Here is a 24,695-nt window from a genome sequence, read left to right on the forward strand (position 1 = left end):
GTATTAATTCCCTTTATAAAAAGAAAAAATCACCTTTACCGAAGTAAAAGTGATTTCCTTTATACATTATTTACCTAAAACGAATTCAGCAACTTCGTCTAAGATCATATCTTTCCCTAGTGGGAAGTAACCTTTGTTTAAGTCTTCATTTTTAATTGTAAATACGTGGTTATTTTTAACAGCGTTCATGTTTTTCCAAATTGATTCTTCTTGGAATTCTTTTAAGCGCTGAGAACCGTCACCAGTTGTAAATACGAATAAGTAATCTGGGTTGTAATCGATTAAAGCTTCTTTTTGTACTTGTACTAACGGTTTATCAGTTGGTGTACCTTTAACTGCTGGTAGTTTTAAATCATTAAAGATTACGCTACCGTAACCGTAATCACCATATACGCGGAAAGCATTTGGATATGCAGCCATTTTCATAAATGTTGCTTCACCAGTTTTAGCGACGATTTTGTCATGTAATTTGCTTGCTTTTTCATCATACTTTTTGAACCATTCTTTTGTTTCTTTTTCTTTACCGAAGATTTGACCTACTTCTTCGAATTTTGGACGCCATTGATCTAATGGAGTGTTTAACATAACTGTTGGTGCAATTTTAGATAATTGATCATAAATCTTTTCTTGACGATTATTTACAAGAATTAAATCTGGTTTTGCAGCAGCTACTGCTTCAATGTTAATTTTATCGCCCCAAGCAGAACCAACTGGTTTAACGTCTTTTAGTTTCTTTTCAATATGTGCATCAATTTTTTCTTGAGATGTATTAGCAGTAATAACCGGTTTCATACCGAAAATTAATAATTCTTCTGTTGAACCACTAAGGTCAGCAATTTTCTTTGGGTTTGCAGGAATTTTAATTTCCCCTTTTGCATGTTTTACAGTGCGCTCTTCAGTCTTTGCATCTGCTTTCTTTTCTTCTTCTTTGTTAGAACAAGCTGCAAATAGTACAGAAGTCACAACTAGTACCATTGCTAATAGTGCCATTTTAAAATTCTTCATGTTCCCACTCCTTCTAGCTGTATTTATCTTATAAGTTACAATGAACTATAAGAAACAAATATAACAATTAATTAATATATATTTATTAATTGTTGTTAACAACCCATTCTAACGGGCGTTCAACTTCCCATTCTTATATAAGAAGCTCAACGTCCATTAGAATTCCCCCTCTTTACGAGGGGGTTCTACTTATGCTTTTTTACGCAATTGATTACTAATCATCGCTAAATCATATGTTAAACAAATTGGCTTACAGTTTACTGGACATGGAACGATTTGAGCTTCAATCTCAAATACGTTACGAAGTGTTTCACTTGTCATAACTTCATCTGGCGTTCCTTGTTTCATTAACTTACCTGCTTTTAATGCAATCATATGATCAGAGAAACGAGAAGCGTGGTTTAAGTCATGGATAACCATAACAATCGTTCTACCTTCTTCTTCATTTAACTTTTTCAATAAGTTTAATACTTCTAATTGATGAGCCATATCTAAGTAAGTTGTTGGTTCATCCAATACAAGTAATTCTGTTCCTTGTGCAAGAGCCATTGCGATCCAAACACGTTGACGTTGGCCACCTGATAGCGCTTCTGCTGGACGATTCGCAAATTCTTTCATTCCTGTCACTTCAAGTGCCCAGTTAATGTAGCGATAATCCTCTTCTTTCAACGTGCCAAACCCTTTTTGATGAGGGAATCTTCCATATGACACAAGCTCAAATACAGTAAGACCCGTTGGCACTTCTGCAGTTTGTGGTAAAATCGCCATTTTCTTTGCAATTTCTTTCGTTGGCTGTTTCTCAATTGCTTTTCCGTCGAGATAAACAGTACCTTGCTTTGCCTTCAAAATACGAGACGCCGTTTTTAATAATGTGGACTTCCCACAACCATTTGGTCCAATAATTGTTGTAATTTTCCCTTCCGGAATTTCAACTGTTAACCCGTCAATAATTAAACCTTCATTATAGCCAACAGATACCGCATCCACCGCTAAAGTTGCCATACGAAAAGCCTCCCTTTATTTTGTCCTCATAAGTAAATAAATGAAATATGGTGCACCAATTACAGAAATAACAAGACCGACTGGTATTTCTGAAGTTGTTAATACACTTCTTGAAATTACGTCTGCGAATAAAAGTAAAAACGTTCCTATTAGCGCAGCGGTGGGCAACATAATTTGATGTTTACCACCAACAAGGCGCCTTGCTAAATGCGGGGCCATTAAACCGATAAAGCCAATTCCGCCCGCAACAGCAACAGATGCACCTGCTAAACAAACTGCAATAAATAATAATTTACGTCTTTCTTTTTCTACGTTTACACCAAGGCCAACTGCTGTAGAATCGCCTAGGTTCATTACATTTAATATGTGTGCTTTACTTATAGCAAGCGGTAAGAAAATAACCATCCATGGAAGTACACTTAATACGAATTTCCAATCTGTACCCCATAGACTTCCCGCCAGCCAAATCGTAGCAAAACGAAAATCGTTAGATGTCATCTTCATAGAGAAAATTAAACTAACAGCTCCAAATCCAGCTGCAACGGCAATACCGACAAGTATTAATCGAGTCGATGAAACGCCGTCTTTCCATGCTAGTAAATAAATAATTACCGCTGCTAATATCGCTCCAACTAGTGCGAAGAATGGAAGAATGAATACAGATAAAAATGTACCAGTCCCTACTTTCCCGAAGAAGAAGTAGACGAATATAACAACTGTTAATCCCGCTCCAGCATTAATACCTATAATACCTGGATCAGCAAGCGGATTTCGTGATAAACCTTGCAAAATCGCACCTGACATAGCTAAAGCAGATCCGACTAGTATAGCAATTACCATACGCGGCATGCGGAATTCAAATAAAATAACAGACTGATCTTCAGCCCCTAGTCCAACCAATGACTTTAATACGTCCATTGGCGGGATTTTAAAAGTTCCTGTATTTAAACTAATAAGAAATATAGAAACGATTAGTCCTACTAAAATCGTTAATATAGAAATGTTCTTTTTTGTTAAGACACTCGTCCTCACATCTTTCCTCTCCCTTCATTACGTGCTAAGTAGAGGAAGAATGGAACCCCAATTAGCGCTGTAATCGCTCCAATTGGCGTTTCAAATGGCGGGTTAATAACGCGAGATAACATATCTGCACATTCAATTAACAGCCCGCCTAAGACCGCAGAACATGGAATAACCCATCTATAGTCCGAGCCTACAAGAAAACGAGTCATATGCGGAATTACAAGACCAACAAATCCAACTGATCCTGCCATGGAAACTGCGGAACCCGTTAAAACAAGAACAAGTACTGTTCCGATAAATTTAATTAATGTCGTATTTTGACCAAGTCCAATTGCAATTTCTTCACCGAAGCTCAAAATTGTAATATATCTCGACATCATAATTGCGATAAAAAGACAAACAAGGCCAATTGGCACTAACATATTAATACTTTGCCATTTCACTCCAGCAACTCCGCCTGCATTCCACATGCTTACCTCTTGGGCAAGATTGAAATACAATGCGATTCCAGATGAAATCGCCCCTAATAAAGCACTAATAGCTGCACCTGCTAAAGCTAATTTCACAGGTGTTAATCCACCTGGTGAAGAAGACCCAATTCCATATACAATGCTTGCACCAAACGCAGCTCCAATAAAAGATGCGATAACAAACATTAAATAAGGTGAATTAGGAAAAAATGCATACATAATTGCAATTCCAAATACAGCCCCATCTGTAATCCCCATTAACGATGGCGAAGCAAGTGGATTTCGCGTCATACCTTGCATAATTGCTCCTGATACCGCTAAAAAGGCACCTGCAACTACGCCCCCTATTGCTCTAGGCATGCGAAGCTCTTGAATTACATTATGATGTGTAATAGATCCATCAAACTGAAATACAGCTTGCCATACAGTCTTTAAACTAATATCTGCAGCCCCAAAAGAAATAGAAACTGCCATGCTTAAAGCTAACAAAACTGTACCCGCTACTAAAATAATAGAAGCGATAAGCGGTCTGCTCTTAATCTCTTTAACATTCTCTTCTTGCTGTTCTATACTGCTTGCGCTCGCTTCCATCCCTCAACCATCCTAACTAACAACATATATTTATTGAAATGAAATTTATTCTCAAATAGTAATAAAAAAATTAGTTGAATTGTTATTTTCCTGATAATGATTCTCAGAATCAGACACTTCTATTCTACCTATCGCTTTAAAAGACTGTCAACCATTATTTTGAAATATAAATTTATACAAATTGGAATTTTAATACAAAAGTTGTGTCTATCCTTTAGAAAACGTTCGTCCATACAAGAGTACTTTCGCAGAATAAATTATTCCTCTTATGGGCATAAAAAAGAAGAGTAATCTTTTCACTCTTCTTTTTCTTACTTATTTAACTTTGCTTCAATTTTTGCGATTAACTCATCTTCTGTTGGAGCCGCAACTGGACGGTTATTTACAAATGCGAATGATTTTTTACGACCAGGACCACAGTAAGACTGACATCCAACTTCAATCGTTGCACATGAATCTACTTTTTTTAACTTCGGAACTAACGTTTTAACGTTCGTTGCCTGACAGTCATCGCACACGCGAAACTCGTTTCCCATTATATAACACTTCCTCTATTTTAAACTTTTCTCAAGTACGTTTAAAAATAAACACTAAATGGTATTTTACCGCTCTTTGAAGCTCGTTGCAAGTTTCCCTACAAAGCCTATTCTCTACATAATGCTACATATTTTATATGCTCTCCTACAGAAGCGCTCACCATTCATGGGAAAATTTTTACCTTTCATCGAAATCTACCATATTTTTAAAAGCTTTGTATAAAAGTTTATTTTTTTGCCCATTATAAAAATAGGAAGTTCATAAAAAGAAAGGGAGTTGAATCTATGAAAGTAAGACAAGATGCTTGGACAGATGAGGATGATTTATTACTTGCTGAAACGGTACTTCGTCATGTTAGAGAAGGAAGTACGCAATTAAATGCATTTGAGGAAGTAGGGGATCAGTTAAATCGTACATCTGCTGCTTGTGGTTTCCGCTGGAATGCTGTTGTTCGCTATAGCTATGAACAAGCTCTTCAACTAGCAAAAAAACATCGTAAAGATAAAATGCGTGCTGCAAGCGGTGAACAAGCGAAAAAACGTTTACTTTATACACCACCAGCTTCAGATTCGATAACTGATTATGAAGAATTAGTACAGGAAGAATCAATCGTACAATATAAAGAAGCTATTCCATATCAAGAATCTACTGCTCCTGCTGCAAGAAGCTCTATGACAATGCAAGATGTTATTTATTTTTTACAAACAGTCGGATCTTCAAATATAAAAGTGACAGCTCTTGAAAACGAGAATACGAGATTGAAACAAGAAATTAAAGCACAAATCCTTCGGAATGAGGAACTAGAAAAGAAACTAGAAAAATTAGAAAAGCAATCTCATACTGTACAAGAAGATTACGAAACACTTATGAACATTATGAACCGAGCTCGTAAATTGGCAGTCATGGATGACGAAGAACGTTCTCAAACATCTTTCCGAATGGACCGAAACGGTAATTTAGAAAAAATTGCAGAATAAAAAGGATGCATGTAATGCATCCTTTTTATTATTTCACCTCTAAGCTCCCCCTTTATATGTGAGAAAACTCCATTCTTCATTTTTTGCTATAATAGAGATTGTCATTTTAAAGATAAGGGGTTAGTTATATGAGCAATTCCCGTTCCATTTTATCTCAGCCAGAGTGGCGCATTGTAGATCAATCTAGTTTGGGACCAACATTCCATGCACTTCAGTCATTCGCAATGGATGACACATTATGCACAAGCATTGGAAATGGCAAGTCAGCCGCAACAATGCGTTCTTGGGTTCATCACAATACAATTGTCCTTGGCATTCAAGATTCACGCCTTCCGCATTTAGAAGAAGGTATTTCTTTTTTAAAACAAAACAACTTCAATGTTATTGTCCGTAATTCTGGCGGGCTTGCGGTCGTGCTTGATGAAGGTGTTTTAAACGTATCACTTTTATTCCAAGAAACAGAAAAAGGTATCGATATTGACCTTGGATACGATACAATGTGGCATTTGATTAAGGAGATGTTAAAGGATTACGACGTTACTATCGAGGCAAAAGAAATTGTCGGCTCTTACTGTCCTGGTAGTTATGACTTAAGTATTCGCGATCAAAAATTCGCTGGTATTTCACAACGTCGTATTCGCGGAGGTGTCGCTGTCCAAATCTATCTCTGCGCTACCGGAAGTGGCTCTGAGCGTGCCGCACTCGTTCGTGATTTCTACAACCTAGCAATTCAAGGGGAAGAAACACGCTTTACGTACCCTGAAATTGTACCAAGTACGATGGCCTCACTCTCAGAATTACTTGGTGAAACCATTACAGTACAAGATTTAATGATGCGTCTTTTAAAAACATTGCAGCAATTCGCTCCAAAGTTAACACCATCTCAATTAACAATAGATGAGATTCCTTTATATGAGACGAATTTACAACGTATTATTGATCGTAATAATAAAGCACTTGGTTTAGAAAAATAAAGACCGTCGCTATAATAGCGACGGTCTTTATTTCAATTCATTATAGAATTAAAGTGCTTGAGCTGCTGTAATTAAAGCTAACTTGTACACTTCTTCCTCGTTACATCCACGAGATAGGTCATTTACAGGCATGTTTAAGCCTTGTAAGATTGGTCCTACTGCTTCGAAGTTACCTAAACGTTGAGCGATTTTGTAGCCGATATTACCAGCTTCTAAGCTTGGGAATACGAATACGTTAGCATCACCTTTAATTGTAGAACCTGGAGCTTTTTTCTCAGCTACAGATGGTACGAATGCAGCATCGAATTGGAATTCTCCATCTAAAGTTAACTCAGGAGCCATTTCTTTTGCAATGCGAGTTGCTTCTACAACTTTTTCTGTTTCTGGAGATTTCGCAGAACCTTTTGTAGAGAAGCTTAACATAGCAACGCGTGGATCAATGCCGAATAACTCAGCAGTTTTCGCACTTTCGATACCGATTTCAGCTAAATCTTGGCTGTTTGGTGCAATGTTAATTGCGCAATCAGCGAATACATATTTCTCTTCTTCACGTACCATGATGAATACGCCAGAAGTTTTTGTAACGCCTGGTTTTGTTTTAATAATTTGAAGTGCTGGACGAACTGTATCAGCTGTAGAGTGAGCTGCACCACTTACTAGACCGTGTGCTTTGCCCATGTATACAAGCATTGTACCGAAGTAGTTTTCGTCTTTAAGGATTTTGCGAGCGTCTTCTTCAGTTGCTTTACCTTTACGGCGTTCAACGAAAGATGCTACCATTGCATCCATTTCTTCGTATGTAGCTGGGTCGTAAATATCAACGCCTGCTAATGTTAAATTCATGCTAGCAGCTTTTGCGCTAATTTCTTCTCTATTACCAACTAAGATTGGTTTTACTAACTCTTCTTTTGCTAAACGCTCTGCAGCGCCTAAAATTCTTTCATCAGTTCCTTCAGGAAGTACGATAGAAATGCCTTTTCCTTGAACTTTTTCTTTTACTGTTGTAAATAAGTTGCTCACGAATAAACCCTCCTACATATGTTAAAAAAACTCTATCTTTAAGAATACTGCTTTTCTTCTATATTTTAAACTTATAGCTCCCAAAAAATAGATAAAATAAAAATGATTATATTTTCATAAAATTCAGCCGTTAAATTCACCTTGCTTAAACACTTAAATGTGACAATTTTATGCGCCAAGGTTTTATATAGATGATTTTAAAACTATATATGCTATAGTTAACGTGTAAAACTATCATTAACTGAGGTGAATAGAATGAGTGAAGCAACAACAACGTTAGATGGCTGGTATTGTTTACATGATTTACGTTCTATTGATTGGGCTGCATGGAAAACATTATCTAGCGACGAACGCGGACAAGCAGTGTCTGAATTTTTAAATGTCGTTGAAAAATGGAACGAAGTAGCTACTGCGAAAAAAGGTAGTCACGCAATGTATACAGTTGTTGGCCAAAAAGCTGATATTATGCTTATGATTTTACGTCCAACAATGGAAGAGTTAAATGAAATTGAGACAGAATTGAATAAAACAACTTTAGCTGAATATATGGTTCCTGCATATTCTTACGTATCTGTTGTTGAATTAAGCAACTATCTTCCAGCTGATGAGGATCCATACCAAAACCCGCAAATTTTAGCTCGCTTATATCCTGAATTGCCGAAAGCAAATCATATTTGCTTCTATCCAATGGATAAGCGTCGCCAAGGTGATGACAACTGGTACATGCTTCCTATGGAAGAGCGTAAAAAAATGATGTACAGTCATAGTAAAATTGGCCGTCAATACGCAGGTAAAGTACGCCAAGTGATTTCAGGATCTGTTGGATTCGACGATTTCGAATGGGGCGTAACATTATTCGCTGACGATGTTCTTCAATTTAAAAAACTTATATATGAAATGCGCTTCGATGAAGTAAGTGCTCGTTATGGTGAATTTGGAACATTCTTCGTTGGAAACATTTTACCAGACGAAAAAGTAGAGAAATTTTTACACATATAAATGGTGAAAAGGAACGAAATTCGTTCCTTTTTTTATTCTTCTCTATATTTATCCTCAAAAATCCCCTTTTTTCTGCACTTTTGAAGAAAAACCGACATTTTTTCAAATTTATTGTAAAATTGTAACCTTTTTATATGTAAAGATATGCTAAAATGATACGAGCTATATGCTAAATAACGATGCGAAGGTGATAATCTATATGAAAAAAATTTTGTCTATTTTACTATTGCTTGTATTGTCAATTTCTTCCTTAGTAGTAACAACATCCCATGCGGAAGAAAAAATACATATTGAGGCAGCCGCTGCACTTTTATTTGATGCAGATACAGGAAAAATACTTCACGAGCAAAATCCCGATGAATTGCTAGCTATTGCTAGTATGTCGAAATTAATTGTTGTTTACGCTGTTTTAGAAGCAATTAAAGAAGGAAAAATCACATGGGATACGAAAGTAAATATTTCTGATTACGCTTATGAAGTCTCTCTTAATAATGAATTCTCTAATGTACCGTTCGAAAAAGGACGTCAATATACTGTAAAAGAATTATATCATTCTATTGTTATATTCTCTGCAAATGGATCTAGTATCGCTTTAGCAGAACTTCTTGCAGGAAGTGAGAAAAACTTCTTAAATCTTGCAAATGAACATGCTAAAAAGCTAGGATTAAAGAAATATAAATTTGTAAACGCTACGGGCTTAAATAACGCTGACTTAAAAGGAAAACATCCTGAGGGTACTGATCCAAATGCAGAAAACTCTATGTCAGCTCGTGATATGGGTATGCTTTCAAAAGCAATGATTACAAAGTATCCAGAAATGCTAGAGGATACAAAACAAAGATTTAGAAACTTCCCAGACAATCACCCAAAACCAATTCGTATGGAAAACTGGAATTGGATGTTACCAGGAGCTGCTTTCGCTTATGAAGGTACTGATGGTTTAAAAACTGGAAGTTCTGATACAGCTGGATACGGATTTACTATTACTGCTAAACGTGGTGATGTACGTCTTATCTCGGTTATTATTAAAACAAAATCAATGGATGAACGTTTCACAGAATCTCGTGAATTAATCGAATATGGATTTAATAACTTTGAAAAACAAAAACTAAAAGTTAATAAGAACAATACAATCTCTGTAGTAAAAGGGAAAGAAGACCAAGTAACTGTTGCACCCGAAAAAGAAATAACAGTAATTGCGAAAAAAGGTAGCAAAGAACCTTATAAAATTGGGACTGAATTAGATAAATCTCTTGCTGAAGATGGACATTTAGTTGCTCCTATTAAGAAAGATGCCAAAGTAGGCTCAATTACTTTAGAATCAACTGATAAATATGGTTTCTTAGACGGTAGTAAAAGTATGAAAGTTACTGCAAAAACGACAGAGGAAGTTGAAAAAGCAAATTGGTTTGTGTTAACAATGCGCTCTATTGGTGATTTCTTCTCAAACTTATGGTCTAAAGTTTTTTAATAAAAAAGCTGGCTCACGCTAGCTTTTTTTATTTTCCGCTCTCAATGTAAAACTTCGTTTGGTTGTCATATCTGAGCCCTTTTCCTCATACGTATGAACTAGTAATTGTTACACACTTCATCTAGAGATAAACCTCTTTCCAAAAGGTATTCCAAAAAGAGAGGTGACACATAATGGGAGTTATTGCTTATAACGAAGAAGATGTAAAGTTGTTAGCTAGACTGATGCGTGCTGAAGCCGAAGGAGAAGGACAACAAGGAATGTTAATGGTCGGAAACGTTGGGGTAAATCGTGTCCGCGGAAATTGTTTAGACTTTAAAAGCATTCGTAATTTACGTCAAATGGTTTATCAAAACCCCGGCGGTTTTGAAGCAACGCAAAAAGGATACTTTTATCAACGGGCACGTGAACAAGATATTGCCCTAGCAAGACGGACCATTCAAGGGCAACGTTTTTGGCCTGCCAACTTTGCCTTATGGTTCTTTAGACCTGAAGGGGCATGTCCACCAACTTGGTATAACCAACAAAACTCTGGTCGCTTTAAAAAGCACTGCTTCTTCCAGCCATCTGCTGGAGACTGCCCTAGCGTATATTAAGGAATAAAAATGAGGAGGGATTTTTGAATGGCACAGCAACAAAATCCGTACTATGGAACAGGTTTTTATCAACCATCTGGAACTTATGTACAACCGCAACAAATGACTCAACAACAGCAGCAAGCGATGCAACAACAAACAGCTCAAGCTGCGCAAGCTCAATATGCAATTTCTCAAGGCATGTTACCTCTAGAGCAATCCTATATTGAAAATATCCTTCGTTTAAACAAAGGTAAGCAAGCTACGGTTGTAATGACTTATGAACGTGGCAGTTCCCTTGGTACACAATCTTATACAGGTATTATTGAAGCAGCTGGCCGTGACCATATTGTTATTAGTGAACCGCAATCAGGAAAACGCTATTTACTACTAATGATCTACTTAGATTACGTAGAGTTTCCAGAAGAAATTACGTATTTACCTAGTCAACAAGCAACTTATACTCCAAGACCATAAAAAAAGCTGGCAAATGCCAGCTTTTGTTTTTTTATAATCCTTTTACAACTGCAGTCCCTACTAGAATCCACGCCACAATAAACGCTACACCACCAAGAGGTGTAATTGGACCAAAGAACTTAATGCCTGTCGTACTTAATGCATACAAACTACCTGAGAACATAATAATTCCAGCTACCATTAGCCAACCAGCAGTAGTTAAAAGTGATGATTGAACCTTATCCATCAATAAAGCAACTACGAATAGTCCACCTGCATGAAACATTTGATATGTAACGCCTGTTTTCCAAACTTCTAACATTTTTGCAGAAATTTTATTTTCTAAACCGTGTGCTCCAAAGGCCCCTAACGCAACAGATAGCCCCGCTGCAATACAACCTAGTAAAAAGAAAATTTTCATCTTAATTCCCCTTTTTTACCTTTATCATAAGCAATTTTTGCATATAAGCCAAACGATTTATCTTCTAAAAATCAAATAAAGAATTACCGTTTGCATCACTTTCTTTTATATATACTGGCTCCCCAGAAACAGGTGCAATTGGTTGCATAGTTGTTACTGGTTGTGATCCAATTACTTGCGATTGAATTTTCGGTTCTCTATATGTAGATGTTTCAACTTGTTCATCTAATAATAAGTCACATAAAGCACGCACAACTAATAAATGTTCTTTTGACTTTTGTCCTTCACTACTTTTTGCCTTCGCAATTTCATTCGCCATTTTATTTAAAATCTTGTCGCTAGATATTTGCATTCCTTATCACCTCGTACTTTGTAATTCTTTCTCGAATTGTCCCAATTTTTCTACTGAACCAAATACTATTATCATATCACGTTCTTTCAATTTTTCCTGCCCTGCCGGATTATGTATAATATTACCATTTCTTGAAATCGCTAATATTGTTACATCAAACTGATTCCTTACATTACTCTCTAGTAACGATTTACCAACTAATATTGAATCTTTTCCAACTAGAATTTCTTCAATGACAAATGACTGTTCTACTCCATACAACACTGTATCAATATAATGAACGGTTAATGGATTTGCAATACCTTTTGCGATATGAATACCCGCCATACTAGATGGATTAATAACCTTATTTGCACCAGCACGCCTTAATTTCTCTTCAGTTTCTGGCTTTTCAGATCTCGCCACAATTTTAATCGTATCGTTTAACCCTCTTGCTGTTAATGTAATAAATACATTTTCGGCATCATTTGCAACAATAGCAACTAAACCAGCTGCTTTTAAAATTCCGGCATTATGTAATACTTGATCTTCCGTTGCATCTCCATGTACAAATAAAAGCTTTTCCTGCTCCAATATACTTTCATCTTTATCAACAACGACAAATGGAATATTCTTTTCTTGCAATTCATGTACAACTTGAAGCCCCACTCTACCGCAACCACATACTATAATATGATTTTTCAACTGCGCTATTTGTTTATCCATCTTCTTCCTCCGTACTGCATGAAATAAATTCCCTTCAATAATCATAGCTGCCACTACCCCAATTGCATACGTAACAATACCTACGCCAACAGGAATAATAAGAAGCGCAAATACTTTCCCCGTTTGCGTTACAGGAACGGCATCTCCGTATCCAACAGTCAATACAGTAATCATTGTCATCCAAAATGCTTGAAACAAACTAATCTCTTCAATCGTCATAAATCCTATCGTTCCTAGAATTACAACAAAAGTCATACATATAACTGCTATCCATAATTGCTTACGTGCATTCATACTGTGTTTCAACTCTTTTCTCTATCTACAATCTTTGCCAGTGGAAATAAAATACGTATATACTAGATACGGAATCTATGAAAGAGGTTGATATAATGAAGACATTTCTTTCCGCCTTACAATGGGCACTATTTATTTTAGCAGGAAGCCTTATTGTACCAATTAGTGTCGCAACTAGTTATGGTCTTAATGGCGCTGAAGCCATCGCATTTGTACAAAGAACATTATTTGTTCTAGGTTTTGCTGGTCTCTTGCAAGCTATATTTGGGCATAAACTTCCTATTCAAGAAGGTCCTGCTGGCCTTTGGTGGGGAATTTTCTCCCTTTACGCAAGTTTAGGCGTCGTACTATTTGGATCAAATAATGAGACACTTAAAGTTCTTCAATATGCTTTCTTATTAAGTGGTATTATTTGTATTATTCTTAGCGTTTTTGGACTTATTGATAAACTCGTTCGCTATTTTACACCGACAGTCATTGGAACGTATTTATTTCTTCTTGTCGCGCAGCTTAGTGGCTCCTTCTTAAAGGGAATGTTTGGCCTTGATGGAAAACATACAGAAGTACAACCTAACGTATTTATTCTTTCACTCATTGTTATTTTACTATCCTTTTTCATCATGAAGCTACCTATTATTGGACAATATTCCGTTCTTTTCAGTATCGTATGTGGCTGGATATTATTCGCATGCTTCGGATTATCTAATCCAATAACACCAGTGACAGACATAATCCGTTTTCCATCCTTATTTGTTTTCGGAATGCCTCGTGTTGAATGGAACATGGTAATTACGGTCATTTTCGTTACGCTCTTACTTCTAACAAATATGTTAGCAAGTATTCGCGTTGTACAAAAGGTTGTCTCTAAATATGAAGAAAACGCTGCATCAGATCGTTTTAAACAAGCTGGCATTATAACAGGAATCAACCAATTGCTAGGCGGCCTATTTTCAGCTATTGGGCCTGTCGCTATTTCTGGATCAGCAGGTTTTATTGCAACGACTAATATTTATAAACGTCTCCCGTTTATATTAGGGTCAAGCTTTATTATTGTCGTTAGTATATTTCCAAAGATTACTTCATTCTTTGCAGCAATCCCTGTTGCAGTTGGTTATGCCGCTATTTATCCTGTATTCGCAAGCATGATTGGCCTCGCCTTTCGAGAATACGAAACTGTCCAGGATAAAGAACGATTATTTAAAGTAGCCGGTCTTTCAATCTTTACAGGAGTCGGAGTTATGTTTGTTCCAGCAGGAGCATATTCCACACTTCCACCATTTCTAGCATCGTTTTTAAGTAATGGTCTCGTTCTTGGATCTGTAATGGCAATCTTGCTAGAAATACTATTTTCTCGTTCCACAGCAAAACAAATATCTTAAATTGGAAAACTTCCATTATTGCACTCTACCTTTAGAGTTGTTACGATAAAATCAAACTTTAATCATTGGGGTTTTATTCATCCCCAATGATTATTAACCAATATTATGAGCAACACACTCATAATAATTTATCTACTTCTTTTCAAAGAGGTTTGATGTCTTACTATTATTCCTCAATCTCTTCATGAACATGTATTTTGATTTCAATTAAAGAAAGGAATTTTCTATATGACTTATAAAATGATTGTTTTAGATTTAGATGATACTTTATTACGTGATGACCATACTATTTCACCTCGTACGAAAGAAGCGTTAATGACTGCACAAGAGCAAGGCGTAAAGGTTGTACTTGCTTCTGGACGTCCAACGTTCGGTATGCGCAATGTAGCGAAAGAACTTCGTTTAGAAGAATACGGCAGTTTCATTTTATCTTTTAATGGTGCAAAAATTATTAACTGTAAAACAAACGAAGAAATCTTTAGTAGTACACTATCTCCTGAAATCGTTCACAACCTATTTGAAATTAGTCAAACTGAAGATGTATGGATTCATACTTATATGGGCGATGATATCGTAACGGAAGAAAATAATCCTTATACTGAAATTGAGGGCGATATTACTGGTATGCCAATTGTTGTAGTAGATGACTTTAAAGCTGCAGTTAAAGAGCCCGTAGTAAAAGTATTAATGAATAAAGAAGCTGAACGCCTTGTTGAAGTTGAAAAGAAACTACAAAAACAGCTAGAAGGCCAATTAAGCGTGATGCGTTCGAAACCATTCTTCTTAGAATTTACTGAAGCTGGTGTTACAAAAGGAACGAGCTTAAACAAACTGATCCAAAAGCTTGGCATTAAGCGTGAAGAAGTTATCGCAATGGGCGATAGCTATAACGACCAAGCGATGATTGAATTTGCTGGTCTTGGCGTTGCAATGGGCAATGCACCTGATGATATTAAAGAAATTGCAAACTACGTAACAGATACAAACATGAACGATGGTGTTGCAAAAGTTGTAGAGAAATTCGTTTTAAAAACGGATGTACTTGTTTAATATTTTCATTCACAAAACCTATTTGAAGTCAAATACTTCAAATAGGTTTTTATTTAAATTCTCATGCTTTTGTGACCATATTTTGAACTTTGCACTATTCTCGTAGTGTAAACTTTCTTTTTGTATATAATGAAACAAAATAGACTATTTTATTTTGAAAAAGAATACAAATTTACTATATACAAGCATACGTTAAAGGAGGCTACTTTATGTTATCTACACCAATCGGACGATTAAGAGCAATTGGACTAGTTGAGGGTATTTCTTTCCTATTACTATTATTTGTAGCAATGCCATTGAAATATTTCGCAGGATTTGCAACAGCTGTTAAAATTACAGGCATGGCTCATGGTGTTCTATTTATTCTATTCATCTTTGCAGTAATTCAAGTAACAATCGTACACCGTAAATCAATTTTATGGGCACTTGGAGCATTTGTTTCATCAGTTATCCCATTTGGCACTTTTGTACTAGATGCAAAATTAAAGAACGAGCAACAATAATAATAAAAAGGTAGTTAACGACTGTTAACTACCTTTTCTATTTATAAATTTGGAATTTCCCAATCAATTTCTCTTTCGCCCATATTAGCTAAAATCGTATTTACTTTAGAATATGGCTTACTACCAAAGAAACCACGTCTTGCCGATAATGGGCTTGGATGTACAGATTCGATAATATGATGATTCGGATTCGTAATTAACTTCTTCTTCGCCTGCGCATGGCGCCCCCACAATATGAAAATAACTGGCTTTTCACGTTCATTCAACAGTTCAATTACACGATCTGTAAAGTGCTCCCATCCTTTTCCCTTATGAGAATTTGCTTCGCCTTGCCGAACTGTTAATACGGTATTTAGTAATAATACTCCTTGTTCCGCCCATTTTACTAAATAACCGTTATTCGGGATTTCATAACCATATTCATCTCGAAGTTCTTTATACATATTTAACAATGACGGTGGTGTTTTAACACCAGGTTGCACAGAAAAGCTTAAACCATGCGCTTGATTCGGTCCATGATATGGATCTTGTCCTAAAATAACAACCTTTGTATTTTCATAACTTGTATACTGAAGAGCGTTAAAAATATCTTCTACCTTCGGATAAACAACATGCGTGCTGTATTCTTCTGTCAAAAAACTGGATAGAGTAAGATAATACTCTTTCTCGAATTCTGGTGCCAATAGTGGCTCCCAATCATTCTTTAAAACATTTTCCATACTGTCACTTCCTGTCTAATTAATTCACCATATCCTGTCTTGTAAATACTACGAACGAAATAACAAGAGAAACAACTGCCCAAACAGTTAAATTCATCAAAGAAAATCCCATCGATAAACCTTGTAATGCAGGTAATTTTCCTGATAAATAATCCGTTAATGATAAATTCACACTAAAAATATATTTGGCGCCTTCCCAAGATGTTGCGAACGAGCTTAAAATACCGCCTGCAATTAATGCAGCTAGCATAACGCCCATACCAGCTGGTGTATTACGAATTAAAACAGAGACCATAAATGATATAGTTCCGACAACGATAGCAACAAACCATGCTAGTCCATACGCCATTAAGATGTATTGCCACTGCGGAATAAGATGCACAAAGTTCGTATTTAGCGTTTCCTTATCAATAACAAATCCTGTTAAAACAGGTAAATTCCATCCCGAGTATCCAAATACAAGCCCTGATAATATGTAAGCAAACAAACCTACAAGAAACAGTATGAGCGAAATGAAAAATAACATCGTCACGTATTTACTAAGGAGTATTTTCCAACGCCGAATTGGCCGCGTAAGTAACATCTTCATCGTCCCATCACTTCGTTCTCCTGAAACGATATCAATGGCTACAATCATTACAAGAAGCGGAATAAATAATGTAATTCCTTGTTCAATAAATGCTCTGACAAAAGTCGGTGCACCCGGTGCCATCGGATTAATATCATGATCTAAATAATATTGTTGTTGCTCAACTCTTACCTTTAACCAATCACGCCATTCTTCTGGCAACCTAGAATTGTTCAACCGGTTCTGAGAATCAACAATTTGCTGTTGCAATGAAACCTTCCAATCAGTTGTACCGAGTCTTTTTTGTGTCGTTTCTATTTCACGATACTGCGCATACACAAAAAGCGGGATCAAGATTGCTAAAATAAGCATGACAACAAAAATACGTTTCTTGCGGTAAATCTTTTCTGATTCATTTAAAACTAGATTCGCAAATTCACGCATGCTGCTCACCCCTTGTGAGTTCAATAAATAAATCTTCTAGCGTAAATACAAGCTCCTTAACGCTATGTACATCTATTTCATTTTCGACAAAGTGTTTATTCCAACTACTTATAGATGCAATATCCATGCGGCATAGTAATCGATCGCCTTCTACACTCACTTCCCTTACTTCTTCGGCCGCTTCTAGCATATCTTTCGCCTTAGAAATTGGTGTAACAATCCATTCTACACGATCACTTGCTGTTTTAATTAATTCTTCAACCTTGGCAACTGTTATCATTTTTCCTTTATGAATAATAGCAACGCGATCGCATATCATTTGCACTTCACTTAGCAAGTGACTTGAAATAAACACGCTCATATTTTCTTCTTTTACAAGCTTATGTATAAATTCCCTAAGTTCTCTAATCCCTGCTGGATCTAAACCATTCGTTGGCTCATCTAATATGAGCAATTTCGGATTCCCAAGGAGCGCCTGCGCAATTCCAAGGCGTTGTTTCATACCAAGTGAGTACGTTTTTACCTTGTCATGAATTCTTTCATCTAAATGAACCATTTCAGCAATTTCAATAATACGTTCATCTGATATATCACCTAACATACGAGCAAATTGCTTTAAATTTTCCCATCCCGTTAAATATGTATACAACTCTGGGTTTTCAACGATACTCCCAATTTGACGCATCGCTTCTCTGAAATTTTCCTTAATCGAATAACCACCGATAGAAATCGTACCTTCTGTCGCCTTAATCAATCCGACTAACATTCGAATGGTAGTCGTCTTTCCAGCACCATTTGGTCCTAAGAACCCGAACACTTCTCCTTGCTTTACATCAAAGGAAATATTCTCTACAAGAGTCTTCTTTCCAATTACCTTCTTCAAGTCTCGTACGGAAAGTATCGTCGTCATTTTACCCCTCCTTGTTCTAATTTTAATTTACTTACAACATTTTGAACTAAACGTTCTGCCATATACGTATAACCTACTTCGTTCGGATGAAAATGATCAGAGTATAATAAATCTTTCCCGCGGTTTTGGAATAAATCAAATGTCGGTGTAATATATACATTTTTATCGTTTAGCGCTAACTTCTCTAAAGATGCATTCCAGTCCACAACAATGTTTGAAGACCCTTTTAAATCTTCTACATCTTCAAAAGGATTGTATAAACCAAGCCAAAAAATCGGACTATCTGTATTTAATTTACGAATTTCTTCTATAATTTTCTTTGCTTCATTTTGAAACGTTTCTGTGTCAGGACGATACGTCTCTAAATCTATTTTCCCAAGTGATTCCCAGCCCGGGAACAAATCATTTCCACCAATCGTTAACACGATTACATCTGCTTGCTTAATTGAATATTGAGCGCCATTACTTTCAATTTGTTTTAATAAATCGGGCATTTTTGCACCACTAACTGCTAAATTTGTTAATGCAATTTTTTGCTTATAATCTTTTTGTAAATCCTCTTTCATTCGCCCAACATAGCCAATTCCTTCTTTATCACCAACGCCACGCGTTAATGAATCACCTAAACTAACGATTTGTAACGTTCCCGTTTTCTTTTTCTCTTTTGTCACTACATCGGTCTTTTTAATTAAATTTGAAGCTTTCGGATTTAACACATCATTTACACCTGAAACAAAGCCATATGCAAATAAACAGAAAGATGCAATTGTAATGAGTAGAATTACTTTTACTACTTTTGATCTCATATCAAAACCCCTTTTAGCCTTCATAGATTGTCCATAATTATACCAAACGAAATTTTGAAAAGCGATTTTCATACCTTCGCAATTACGTCGTTTCTCTATCTACTAACTCTGGTAATAACTCTATATGCTTCACATCTAATTTCTCTTCATTAATCTTTTCATATAATAATTCAAACGCTTTTACTCCAACGTTTTTACTAGAATGCGAAATCGTCGTTATACCCAATATATCTGCCACCTCTTGATCATCACACCCGATAATCGTAATATCCTCTGGAATACGAATTCCTTGTTTTTTTGCTTCTGTAACCATCCCCGCTGCAATATGGTTACAAGATACAAGGAACGCCGTCGGTTTTACTGACATATGAGCCCATTCTCTAATTACATTGCGTCCATCTTCCACTGTAAAACAACCCTCAAATTTCCAGGTCTCTAACGGTGTTACGATACTCTGTTGAAGCGAATCTTCATATGCCTTCTTTCGTCTTTGGCTATTAACACTATTACTTCTTCCAATACAATATCCAATATGTGTATGACCGCCATCTATTAAGCTTTTCATCCCAAGTGAAAATACTTTGTAGTAATCGATATGGACACTTGAAATGCATTTTGAATCTATTTCTTCACACATAACAATCGGGCCGAATTTTGTATATTCTTCAAGCTTCTCCTTACTATTTGCCCGAGAACAAATAATAACCCCATCAAGCTTTTTCATTTTTAACATATTTAAAATTTCTAGTTCTCTTTCTTCGCTATAATTCGTCTGGCAAAGCATCATATTATAATTATTCTTTGCTGTCTCTTTTGATATCCCCTCGATAATAGCGCTATAATATTGATCATTTACGTGTGGCAATAAAACGCCAATTACATTCGTTTTTCCTTTCACTAAATGAATTGCATTCACATTTTGCGTGTAATTTAATTCTTCTATAATCGCTAAAATTTCTTTTCGTTTCTGTTCATTTACGTACGGATGATTATTTAGTACACGTGAAACAGTTGAAACAGATACTCCAGCAAGTTCAGCAATCTTTCTTATATTTGTCATCTCATTTTCCCCTTCTCACAAAAATTCTCCCTTGACCTGGTAAGCTTTCCACAATATATCCTTTCCTAGCAAATACATTTAGAAAGGATATACAACTATGCTTCGATTCAAATTAGAATATATATTTTTCATTGGCGGTTTACTCATTCTTGCCATCGGTATTAATATGATGACGACAATTACTTCCTTTGGACTTAGCCCTTATGATTCCTTCTTTATTGCACTATATCAAAATTTTGGCATAAGTATTGGTTTTTGGATTTTCATGATTAACTTTGCTTTTACACTTATCGTACTCTTTTGGAATAAAAAACAAATTACAATCGGTACAATTGTAACGATGGTTCTTATTTCTCTTTTTGTTGATTGGATTGGTTCCATTACAACTATTATGGACGCTATCCGCTCTCTTCCAAAATATATAACACTTATTTGCGGAAATCTATTCGTTGGAGCTGGAATTGGTCTTTACGTCTCTACAAACCTTTGCGCAGCGCCTCAAGAAGCTTTCGTTTTAACGGTTGCTGAGAAGAAAAAATGGACGTTTAGAAGAACAGAGATTTCATTAGCCTTTTTATTTTTAACGTTAAGCTTTTTATTAGACGGACCTATCTATTTTGGAACAATCATCTTATCCTTTACAACAGGCTGGATTATCCAAGCATTTATTCAAGTTGGTACGCAGATTTTAAATAGAAAAGAGCCTATTAAGCAAGCTGCTTAATAGGCTCTTTCTGTTTTATGGTAAGGATACTACTTAGCATCCCCTTCAATTCGATAGTTCGCTTTCAAACAATCTATTTCTTCATACCCTTGCAACGTATGTAGAATATAATCATAATCAGCAAGAGACGCACGATGCGTTACAATTACAATTTCAGCCTTTCCTTTCTCTTCAAGCGGCATTTGAATAATTTTCTCAAAGCTAACTCCGCGCTCAGAGAACAATGAAGTAATTTTTGCAAATACACCAATTTCGTCTTTTACATACAGTCTTAAAAACTTTTTCACGACAATTTCGTCTGGCTCTTTTAATACTTTTTGATATTGTGGGACTACAGCACTATTTCCTGTTACCCCTAATCTAATATTTTGCATTACAGCAACTAAATCCGAAACAACAGCTGTCGCTGTTGGTAAACTTCCTGCGCCTGGTCCATAAAACATCGTTTCCCCAACTGCTTCACCGTACACATACACAGCGTTATATTCATTTTGTACTGCCGCAAGAGGATGTGTATTTGGAAGTAAAGTTGGTTCAACTGTAACCTCCAATTTTTCACCATCTCGTTTTGCAAGACCGATTAATTTAATTGTATAACCTAAGCTCTTACTATATTCAATATCTTCCTCTGTAATAGAGGTAATCCCTTTTACTTTCACGTCTCCAAGCTCTACATTTGTAGAGAAACCGAGAGTAGCTAAAATCGTCATTTTTCTTGCTGCATCTAAACCTTCTACATCTGATGTTGGATCTGCTTCTGCAAATCCAAGTTGTTGGGCTTCTTTTAACACGTCGTTATATGCTCTCCCTTCGTCTGACATTTTCGTCAAAATAAAATTTGTCGTTCCATTTACAATTCCCATTACTTTCGTAATAAGATCTGAGGAAAGTCCTTCTACGATACTGCGTAAAATTGGAATTCCCCCTGCCACACTCGCCTCATAGAATAAATCAGCCTTATTATCTTTTGCTGTCGCTAATAATTCAGCTCCATGTAATGCCATTAAGTCTTTATTTGCAGTTACAATATGCTTTCCGCTTTTTAAAGCTTGTAAAATATATGATTTTGCATCATCAATGCCACCCATCACTTCAATGACAACATCAATATTTGGATTATCTAAAATTTCATTTGCATCTTGTGTTAATAGAGTAGAAGGTACCTCTACCTCTCTCTCTTTCTCAATGTTTTGCACTAATACTTTCGTTACCTTCACTGGACAACCTACTTGGTGTATGAGTCGTTCTTGATGATCCGTAATAATACGAACCACACCACTGCCAACTGTCCCAAGACCTAATAACCCAACTTGAATTTCTTTCATAGTACTGTCCACCCCTCAAAAATTGTGTTTAGATGAAATTATATGAGTAAAAAATCTGAAAAACAATGTATTTTGAACATTCGGAAAAATAAAGGTTAATCTTTACAAGGAAAACGTTGCCACGTGTTACACAATCTTTCTTTACAATATATAAGGGGTTTCTTGATACACGTAATAATTCAACCAATTAGAAAACAATAAATTACCATGACTCCTCCACCTAACAAGCGGCTTTTCATCTGGATTATTATGTTTAAAATAGTTTTTTGGCACATCAATATTTAATCCCTTGTCACGATCTCGTTCGTATTCTTGTTTTAACGTCTCACAACTATATTCGCTATGTCCAAGGGCAAACACTTGCCTTCCTTCTGGCCCAATAACAAGGTGAACACCTGCTTCTTCAGAGTTTGCTAACAATGTTAAGTCTTTCACTCCTCTAATATCATTCTCTCGTACTTCTGTATGACGAGAATGCGGAGCAAAAAACAATTCATCAAATCCTTGTAACAATTTCACATGTTGCTCGCAAACTTCATGTTCAAATACACCGAACATTTTTTCCTTAAGGGGATACTTTGGAACACCATAATGATAGTACAAGCCAGCCTGTGCTCCCCAGCAAATATGGAGCGTAGATGTTACATTCGTTTTTGAATACTCCATAATATGTTTAAGCTCTTCCCAATAATCTACCTCTTCAAAAGCAAGGGTCTCCACTGGCGCTCCTGTAATAATGAGCCCATCAAACTTTTCATTTTCAATATCACGAAACGTTTTATAAAAGCTTGTTAAATGTTCTTGCGTTACATTACGAGATAGATGTGATTCCATATGAAGCAAATGAACATCTAATTGTAACGGTGTGTTTCCAATTAAGCGAAGTAATTGTGCCTCTGTGTCTTGCTTCGTTGGCATTAAATTTAATATAGCAATTTTCAAAGCGCGTATATCTTGTGTTTCCGCTCGCTCCTTCGTCATTACAAAAATATTTTCTTTTTGTAACACTTTGCGAGCCGGTAAATCTTTATCAATTATGATCGGCATGTGTTTTGCCCCCAACTAGAGCTGCTTCCAAATCTGCAATAATATCAGAAACATCTTCTATACCAACTGATAAACGAATTAAATCAGATGTAACACCAGCTAAACGCTGATCTTCAGCATTTAATTGTCTATGCGTCGTACTAGCAGGATGTATAACGCAAGTTCGTGCATCAGCTACGTGTGTTACAAGAGTTGCTAGTTTTACATTTGCGATAAATTCTTTTGCTGCTTCTAATCCGCCTTTAATACCGAAAGTTAAAACACCACTAGCACCTTTTTTCAAGTACTGTTGTGCCAATGAGTAATTTTCATTACTATCTAAGCCCGGATAATTCACCCATTCAATACGTTCATGATTAGCAAGCCACTTAGCAACTGCAAGAGCATTTTCACTATGACGTTCCATTCGTAAATGCAATGTTTCTAAGCCAATATTGCTAATATATGCATTGAATGGGCTCATACAATTTCCATAATCTCTTAATAGCTGAACACGTGCTTTCACAATATACGCTGCTGCACCAAAGTTTTGAACGTAACTTACACCGTGATAACTTGGATCTGGTTCAACAAGTTCAGGATACTTTCCATTTGTCCAATCAAAGTTTCCACCGTCAATTACAATACCGCCTAAGGAGCTCGCATGCCCATCGATATACTTCGTCGTAGAATGAACAATAATATTTGCCCCATGTTCAAACGCCTGGCATAAATAAGGAGTTGCTAATGTATTATCAACGATAAAAGGTACCTCTAATTCTTTAGCAGCAGCTGAAAATTCTTTAAAATTTAAAACATTCATCGCTGGATTTCCTAACGATTCTGCATAGATAAGTTTCGTCTTGTCATTAGCAAGCGCCGTAATTTCATCTGCCGTTAAATTTGGATTAAAGAACGTAACATCAATGCCCAGTTTACGCAAACTCACTCCAAATAAATTAAACGTTCCCCCGTAAACCGTTGAAGAACAAAGTAAATGATCCCCACTACTACAAATATTTAAAACTGCGAGCATAATAGCTGCTTGCCCAGAAGCCGTTGCAACAGCTCCTACACCGCCTTCTAAATCTGATAACTTCTGCTCAAATGCGGCTAGAGTAGGGTTTCCAATACGTGTATAAATATATCCTTCTGCCTCTAAGTTAAATAGGGCTGCTAAATCATCTGAAGTATCGTATTTATATGTTGTACTTTGATAAAGTGGTAAAACACGTGGTTCACCATTTTTTGGCGTATAGCCACCTTGCACACAAATTGTTCCTTTTCCCCATGATTCTCCCATCTCTCA

27 protein-coding genes are annotated in these 24,695 nt (G+C 36.2%); 10 read left to right on the forward strand and 17 right to left on the reverse strand.

Annotated features, from left to right (window positions below; translation table 11 throughout):
* Window positions 1-66: 66 nt before the first annotated feature.
* The 5 genes from ACQGSG_RS05540 to ACQGSG_RS05560 all read right to left on the reverse strand — a co-directional run bounded on the left by ACQGSG_RS05540 (window position 67) and on the right by ACQGSG_RS05560 (window position 4,627).
* Entirely contained in the window at window positions 67-1,005 is a 939-nt protein-coding gene (locus tag ACQGSG_RS05540; protein WP_000787724.1) for an ABC transporter substrate-binding protein, read from the reverse strand.
* A 189-nt stretch (window positions 1,006-1,194) separates the two neighbouring features.
* On the reverse strand, window positions 1,195-2,007 hold the full coding sequence (locus tag ACQGSG_RS05545; protein ID WP_000212068.1) for an ABC transporter ATP-binding protein: 813 nt from the start codon (window positions 2,005-2,007) through the stop codon (window positions 1,195-1,197).
* Between the two features lie 15 nt (window positions 2,008-2,022).
* Entirely contained in the window at window positions 2,023-3,039 is a 1,017-nt protein-coding gene (locus ACQGSG_RS05550) for a FecCD family ABC transporter permease (protein ID WP_001260757.1), read from the reverse strand.
* Complete coding sequence (locus ACQGSG_RS05555) at window positions 3,036-4,091, reverse strand: FecCD family ABC transporter permease (RefSeq protein WP_000388296.1); 1,056 nt, start codon at window positions 4,089-4,091, stop codon at window positions 3,036-3,038. Before ACQGSG_RS05555 ends, ACQGSG_RS05550 begins: the two co-directional genes overlap by 4 nt.
* Before the next feature lie 311 nt (window positions 4,092-4,402).
* Window positions 4,403-4,627, reverse strand: coding sequence for a DUF1450 domain-containing protein (locus ACQGSG_RS05560; RefSeq protein ID WP_000526078.1), 225 nt, complete (start codon window positions 4,625-4,627; stop codon window positions 4,403-4,405).
* Between the two features lie 285 nt (window positions 4,628-4,912).
* Between ACQGSG_RS05560 and ACQGSG_RS05565 the strand changes: the two genes are divergently transcribed.
* Both ACQGSG_RS05565 and ACQGSG_RS05570 read left to right on the forward strand, forming a co-directional pair.
* Complete coding sequence (locus ACQGSG_RS05565) at window positions 4,913-5,605, forward strand: RsfA family transcriptional regulator (RefSeq protein WP_000868358.1); 693 nt, start codon at window positions 4,913-4,915, stop codon at window positions 5,603-5,605.
* Window positions 5,606-5,733: 128 nt separating this feature from the next.
* Window positions 5,734-6,579: a lipoate--protein ligase family protein gene (locus ACQGSG_RS05570; RefSeq protein WP_000071949.1), complete on the forward strand. Its 846-nt coding sequence runs from the start codon at window positions 5,734-5,736 to the stop codon at window positions 6,577-6,579.
* A 48-nt stretch (window positions 6,580-6,627) separates the two neighbouring features.
* On the opposite strand, the gene pta is transcribed toward ACQGSG_RS05570, so the two are convergent.
* A complete protein-coding gene (pta, locus tag ACQGSG_RS05575) occupies window positions 6,628-7,599 on the reverse strand; it encodes a phosphate acetyltransferase (RefSeq protein WP_000067225.1) in 972 nt (323 codons plus the stop codon).
* A gap of 255 nt (window positions 7,600-7,854) precedes the next feature.
* On the opposite strand from pta, the gene hemQ reads away from it, so the two are divergent.
* The 4 genes from hemQ to gerQ all read left to right on the forward strand — a co-directional run bounded on the left by hemQ (window position 7,855) and on the right by gerQ (window position 11,121).
* Window positions 7,855-8,598: a hydrogen peroxide-dependent heme synthase gene (gene hemQ / locus ACQGSG_RS05580; protein WP_001287595.1), complete on the forward strand. Its 744-nt coding sequence runs from the start codon at window positions 7,855-7,857 to the stop codon at window positions 8,596-8,598.
* Window positions 8,599-8,797: 199 nt separating this feature from the next.
* Window positions 8,798-10,069, forward strand: a complete 1,272-nt coding sequence (locus ACQGSG_RS05585; RefSeq protein WP_325843015.1) for a serine hydrolase — start codon at window positions 8,798-8,800, stop codon at window positions 10,067-10,069.
* A gap of 173 nt (window positions 10,070-10,242) precedes the next feature.
* On the forward strand, window positions 10,243-10,665 hold the full coding sequence (gene cwlJ, locus ACQGSG_RS05590) for a cell wall hydrolase CwlJ (protein WP_000538167.1): 423 nt from the start codon (window positions 10,243-10,245) through the stop codon (window positions 10,663-10,665).
* 27 nt (window positions 10,666-10,692) lie between these two features.
* Window positions 10,693-11,121, forward strand: a complete 429-nt coding sequence (gene gerQ, locus ACQGSG_RS05595) for a spore coat protein GerQ (protein WP_000068652.1) — start codon at window positions 10,693-10,695, stop codon at window positions 11,119-11,121.
* Between the two features lie 31 nt (window positions 11,122-11,152).
* On the opposite strand, the gene ACQGSG_RS05600 is transcribed toward gerQ, so the two are convergent.
* From ACQGSG_RS05600 to ACQGSG_RS05610, 3 genes are all read right to left on the reverse strand, one after another.
* Window positions 11,153-11,521, reverse strand: coding sequence for a DUF423 domain-containing protein (locus tag ACQGSG_RS05600; protein ID WP_000688315.1), 369 nt, complete (start codon window positions 11,519-11,521; stop codon window positions 11,153-11,155).
* Window positions 11,522-11,585: 64 nt separating this feature from the next.
* Window positions 11,586-11,873 carry a YwdI family protein gene (locus ACQGSG_RS05605; RefSeq protein WP_001167349.1) on the reverse strand — a complete coding sequence of 96 codons (288 nt, stop codon included), beginning with the start codon at window positions 11,871-11,873 and terminating at the stop codon, window positions 11,586-11,588.
* 6 nt (window positions 11,874-11,879) lie between these two features.
* On the reverse strand, window positions 11,880-12,872 hold the full coding sequence (locus ACQGSG_RS05610) for a potassium channel family protein (protein ID WP_000993988.1): 993 nt from the start codon (window positions 12,870-12,872) through the stop codon (window positions 11,880-11,882).
* Window positions 12,873-12,967: 95 nt separating this feature from the next.
* Here ACQGSG_RS05610 and ACQGSG_RS05615 point away from each other — a divergent pair, with 95 nt between their 5' ends.
* The 3 genes from ACQGSG_RS05615 to ACQGSG_RS05625 all read left to right on the forward strand — a co-directional run bounded on the left by ACQGSG_RS05615 (window position 12,968) and on the right by ACQGSG_RS05625 (window position 15,804).
* Entirely contained in the window at window positions 12,968-14,251 is a 1,284-nt protein-coding gene (locus tag ACQGSG_RS05615) for a purine/pyrimidine permease (RefSeq protein ID WP_000847044.1), read from the forward strand.
* A 228-nt stretch (window positions 14,252-14,479) separates the two neighbouring features.
* On the forward strand, window positions 14,480-15,301 hold the full coding sequence (locus tag ACQGSG_RS05620; protein WP_000221395.1) for a Cof-type HAD-IIB family hydrolase: 822 nt from the start codon (window positions 14,480-14,482) through the stop codon (window positions 15,299-15,301).
* A gap of 209 nt (window positions 15,302-15,510) precedes the next feature.
* Window positions 15,511-15,804 (forward strand): DUF3817 domain-containing protein, encoded by a 294-nt coding sequence (locus tag ACQGSG_RS05625; RefSeq protein WP_000953396.1) that lies wholly within the window; start codon window positions 15,511-15,513, stop codon window positions 15,802-15,804.
* A gap of 41 nt (window positions 15,805-15,845) precedes the next feature.
* Here ACQGSG_RS05625 and ACQGSG_RS05630 read toward each other — a convergent pair whose 3' ends face one another.
* From ACQGSG_RS05630 to ACQGSG_RS05650, 5 genes are read right to left on the reverse strand one after another with little or no spacing between them, the layout of a single operon-like run.
* Window positions 15,846-16,523, reverse strand: a complete 678-nt coding sequence (locus ACQGSG_RS05630; protein ID WP_000432520.1) for a uracil-DNA glycosylase — start codon at window positions 16,521-16,523, stop codon at window positions 15,846-15,848.
* A gap of 19 nt (window positions 16,524-16,542) precedes the next feature.
* Entirely contained in the window at window positions 16,543-17,535 is a 993-nt protein-coding gene (locus ACQGSG_RS05635) for an ABC transporter permease subunit (protein WP_001206477.1), read from the reverse strand.
* Entirely contained in the window at window positions 17,528-18,445 is a 918-nt protein-coding gene (locus ACQGSG_RS05640) for an ABC transporter ATP-binding protein (protein WP_000207719.1), read from the reverse strand. The genes ACQGSG_RS05635 and ACQGSG_RS05640 overlap by 8 nt, the downstream gene beginning before the upstream one ends.
* A complete protein-coding gene (locus ACQGSG_RS05645; RefSeq protein ID WP_141529101.1) occupies window positions 18,442-19,323 on the reverse strand; it encodes an SGNH/GDSL hydrolase family protein in 882 nt (293 codons plus the stop codon). Before ACQGSG_RS05645 ends, ACQGSG_RS05640 begins: the two co-directional genes overlap by 4 nt.
* Before the next feature lie 10 nt (window positions 19,324-19,333).
* Window positions 19,334-20,311, reverse strand: a complete 978-nt coding sequence (locus tag ACQGSG_RS05650) for a LacI family DNA-binding transcriptional regulator (RefSeq protein WP_098877097.1) — start codon at window positions 20,309-20,311, stop codon at window positions 19,334-19,336.
* 97 nt (window positions 20,312-20,408) lie between these two features.
* Here ACQGSG_RS05650 and ACQGSG_RS05655 point away from each other — a divergent pair, with 97 nt between their 5' ends.
* Window positions 20,409-21,035 (forward strand): YczE/YyaS/YitT family protein, encoded by a 627-nt coding sequence (locus ACQGSG_RS05655; RefSeq protein ID WP_000943411.1) that lies wholly within the window; start codon window positions 20,409-20,411, stop codon window positions 21,033-21,035.
* Between the two features lie 29 nt (window positions 21,036-21,064).
* On the opposite strand, the gene ACQGSG_RS05660 is transcribed toward ACQGSG_RS05655, so the two are convergent.
* From ACQGSG_RS05660 to ACQGSG_RS05670, 3 genes are all read right to left on the reverse strand, one after another.
* Window positions 21,065-22,360 carry a homoserine dehydrogenase gene (locus ACQGSG_RS05660; protein ID WP_325843016.1) on the reverse strand — a complete coding sequence of 432 codons (1,296 nt, stop codon included), beginning with the start codon at window positions 22,358-22,360 and terminating at the stop codon, window positions 21,065-21,067.
* A 141-nt stretch (window positions 22,361-22,501) separates the two neighbouring features.
* On the reverse strand, window positions 22,502-23,407 hold the full coding sequence (gene metA, locus ACQGSG_RS05665; RefSeq protein ID WP_001121538.1) for a homoserine O-acetyltransferase MetA: 906 nt from the start codon (window positions 23,405-23,407) through the stop codon (window positions 22,502-22,504).
* Window positions 23,391-24,689, reverse strand: coding sequence for a bifunctional O-acetylhomoserine aminocarboxypropyltransferase/cysteine synthase (locus tag ACQGSG_RS05670; protein ID WP_000504780.1), 1,299 nt, complete (start codon window positions 24,687-24,689; stop codon window positions 23,391-23,393). The genes metA and ACQGSG_RS05670 overlap by 17 nt, the downstream gene beginning before the upstream one ends.
* Window positions 24,690-24,695: the final 6 nt, after the last annotated feature.

It is taken from the genome of Bacillus sp. GMa5/1, from assembly GCF_050172015.1.
GTDB lineage: Bacteria > Bacillota > Bacilli > Bacillales > Bacillaceae_G > Bacillus_A > Bacillus_A cereus.

Bases quoted from the DNA above. Each gene is read 5' to 3' on its own strand.
- ACQGSG_RS05540 (WP_000787724.1), bottom strand. From the start codon at position 1,005: ATGAAGAATTTTAAAATGGCACTATTAGCAATGGTACTAGTTGTGACT.
- ACQGSG_RS05545 (WP_000212068.1), bottom strand. From the start codon at position 2,007: ATGGCAACTTTAGCGGTGGATGCGGTATCTGTTGGCTATAATGAAGGT.
- ACQGSG_RS05555 (WP_000388296.1), bottom strand. From the start codon at position 4,091: ATGGAAGCGAGCGCAAGCAGTATAGAACAGCAAGAAGAGAATGTTAAA.
- ACQGSG_RS05560 (WP_000526078.1), bottom strand. From the start codon at position 4,627: ATGGGAAACGAGTTTCGCGTGTGCGATGACTGTCAGGCAACGAACGTT.
- ACQGSG_RS05565 (WP_000868358.1), top strand. From the start codon at position 4,913: ATGAAAGTAAGACAAGATGCTTGGACAGATGAGGATGATTTATTACTT.
- ACQGSG_RS05570 (WP_000071949.1), top strand. From the start codon at position 5,734: ATGAGCAATTCCCGTTCCATTTTATCTCAGCCAGAGTGGCGCATTGTA.
- hemQ (WP_001287595.1), top strand. From the start codon at position 7,855: ATGAGTGAAGCAACAACAACGTTAGATGGCTGGTATTGTTTACATGAT.
- ACQGSG_RS05585 (WP_325843015.1), top strand. From the start codon at position 8,798: ATGAAAAAAATTTTGTCTATTTTACTATTGCTTGTATTGTCAATTTCT.
- cwlJ (WP_000538167.1), top strand. From the start codon at position 10,243: ATGGGAGTTATTGCTTATAACGAAGAAGATGTAAAGTTGTTAGCTAGA.
- gerQ (WP_000068652.1), top strand. From the start codon at position 10,693: ATGGCACAGCAACAAAATCCGTACTATGGAACAGGTTTTTATCAACCA.
- ACQGSG_RS05600 (WP_000688315.1), bottom strand. From the start codon at position 11,521: ATGAAAATTTTCTTTTTACTAGGTTGTATTGCAGCGGGGCTATCTGTT.
- ACQGSG_RS05605 (WP_001167349.1), bottom strand. From the start codon at position 11,873: ATGCAAATATCTAGCGACAAGATTTTAAATAAAATGGCGAATGAAATT.
- ACQGSG_RS05610 (WP_000993988.1), bottom strand. From the start codon at position 12,872: ATGAATGCACGTAAGCAATTATGGATAGCAGTTATATGTATGACTTTT.
- ACQGSG_RS05615 (WP_000847044.1), top strand. From the start codon at position 12,968: ATGAAGACATTTCTTTCCGCCTTACAATGGGCACTATTTATTTTAGCA.
- ACQGSG_RS05620 (WP_000221395.1), top strand. From the start codon at position 14,480: ATGACTTATAAAATGATTGTTTTAGATTTAGATGATACTTTATTACGT.
- ACQGSG_RS05625 (WP_000953396.1), top strand. From the start codon at position 15,511: ATGTTATCTACACCAATCGGACGATTAAGAGCAATTGGACTAGTTGAG.
- ACQGSG_RS05630 (WP_000432520.1), bottom strand. From the start codon at position 16,523: ATGGAAAATGTTTTAAAGAATGATTGGGAGCCACTATTGGCACCAGAA.
- ACQGSG_RS05635 (WP_001206477.1), bottom strand. From the start codon at position 17,535: ATGCGTGAATTTGCGAATCTAGTTTTAAATGAATCAGAAAAGATTTAC.
- ACQGSG_RS05640 (WP_000207719.1), bottom strand. From the start codon at position 18,445: ATGACGACGATACTTTCCGTACGAGACTTGAAGAAGGTAATTGGAAAG.
- ACQGSG_RS05645 (WP_141529101.1), bottom strand. From the start codon at position 19,323: ATGAAAATCGCTTTTCAAAATTTCGTTTGGTATAATTATGGACAATCT.
- ACQGSG_RS05650 (WP_098877097.1), bottom strand. From the start codon at position 20,311: ATGACAAATATAAGAAAGATTGCTGAACTTGCTGGAGTATCTGTTTCA.
- ACQGSG_RS05655 (WP_000943411.1), top strand. From the start codon at position 20,409: ATGCTTCGATTCAAATTAGAATATATATTTTTCATTGGCGGTTTACTC.
- ACQGSG_RS05660 (WP_325843016.1), bottom strand. From the start codon at position 22,360: ATGAAAGAAATTCAAGTTGGGTTATTAGGTCTTGGGACAGTTGGCAGT.
- metA (WP_001121538.1), bottom strand. From the start codon at position 23,407: ATGCCGATCATAATTGATAAAGATTTACCGGCTCGCAAAGTGTTACAA.
- ACQGSG_RS05670 (WP_000504780.1), bottom strand. From the start codon at position 24,689: ATGGGAGAATCATGGGGAAAAGGAACAATTTGTGTGCAAGGTGGCTAT.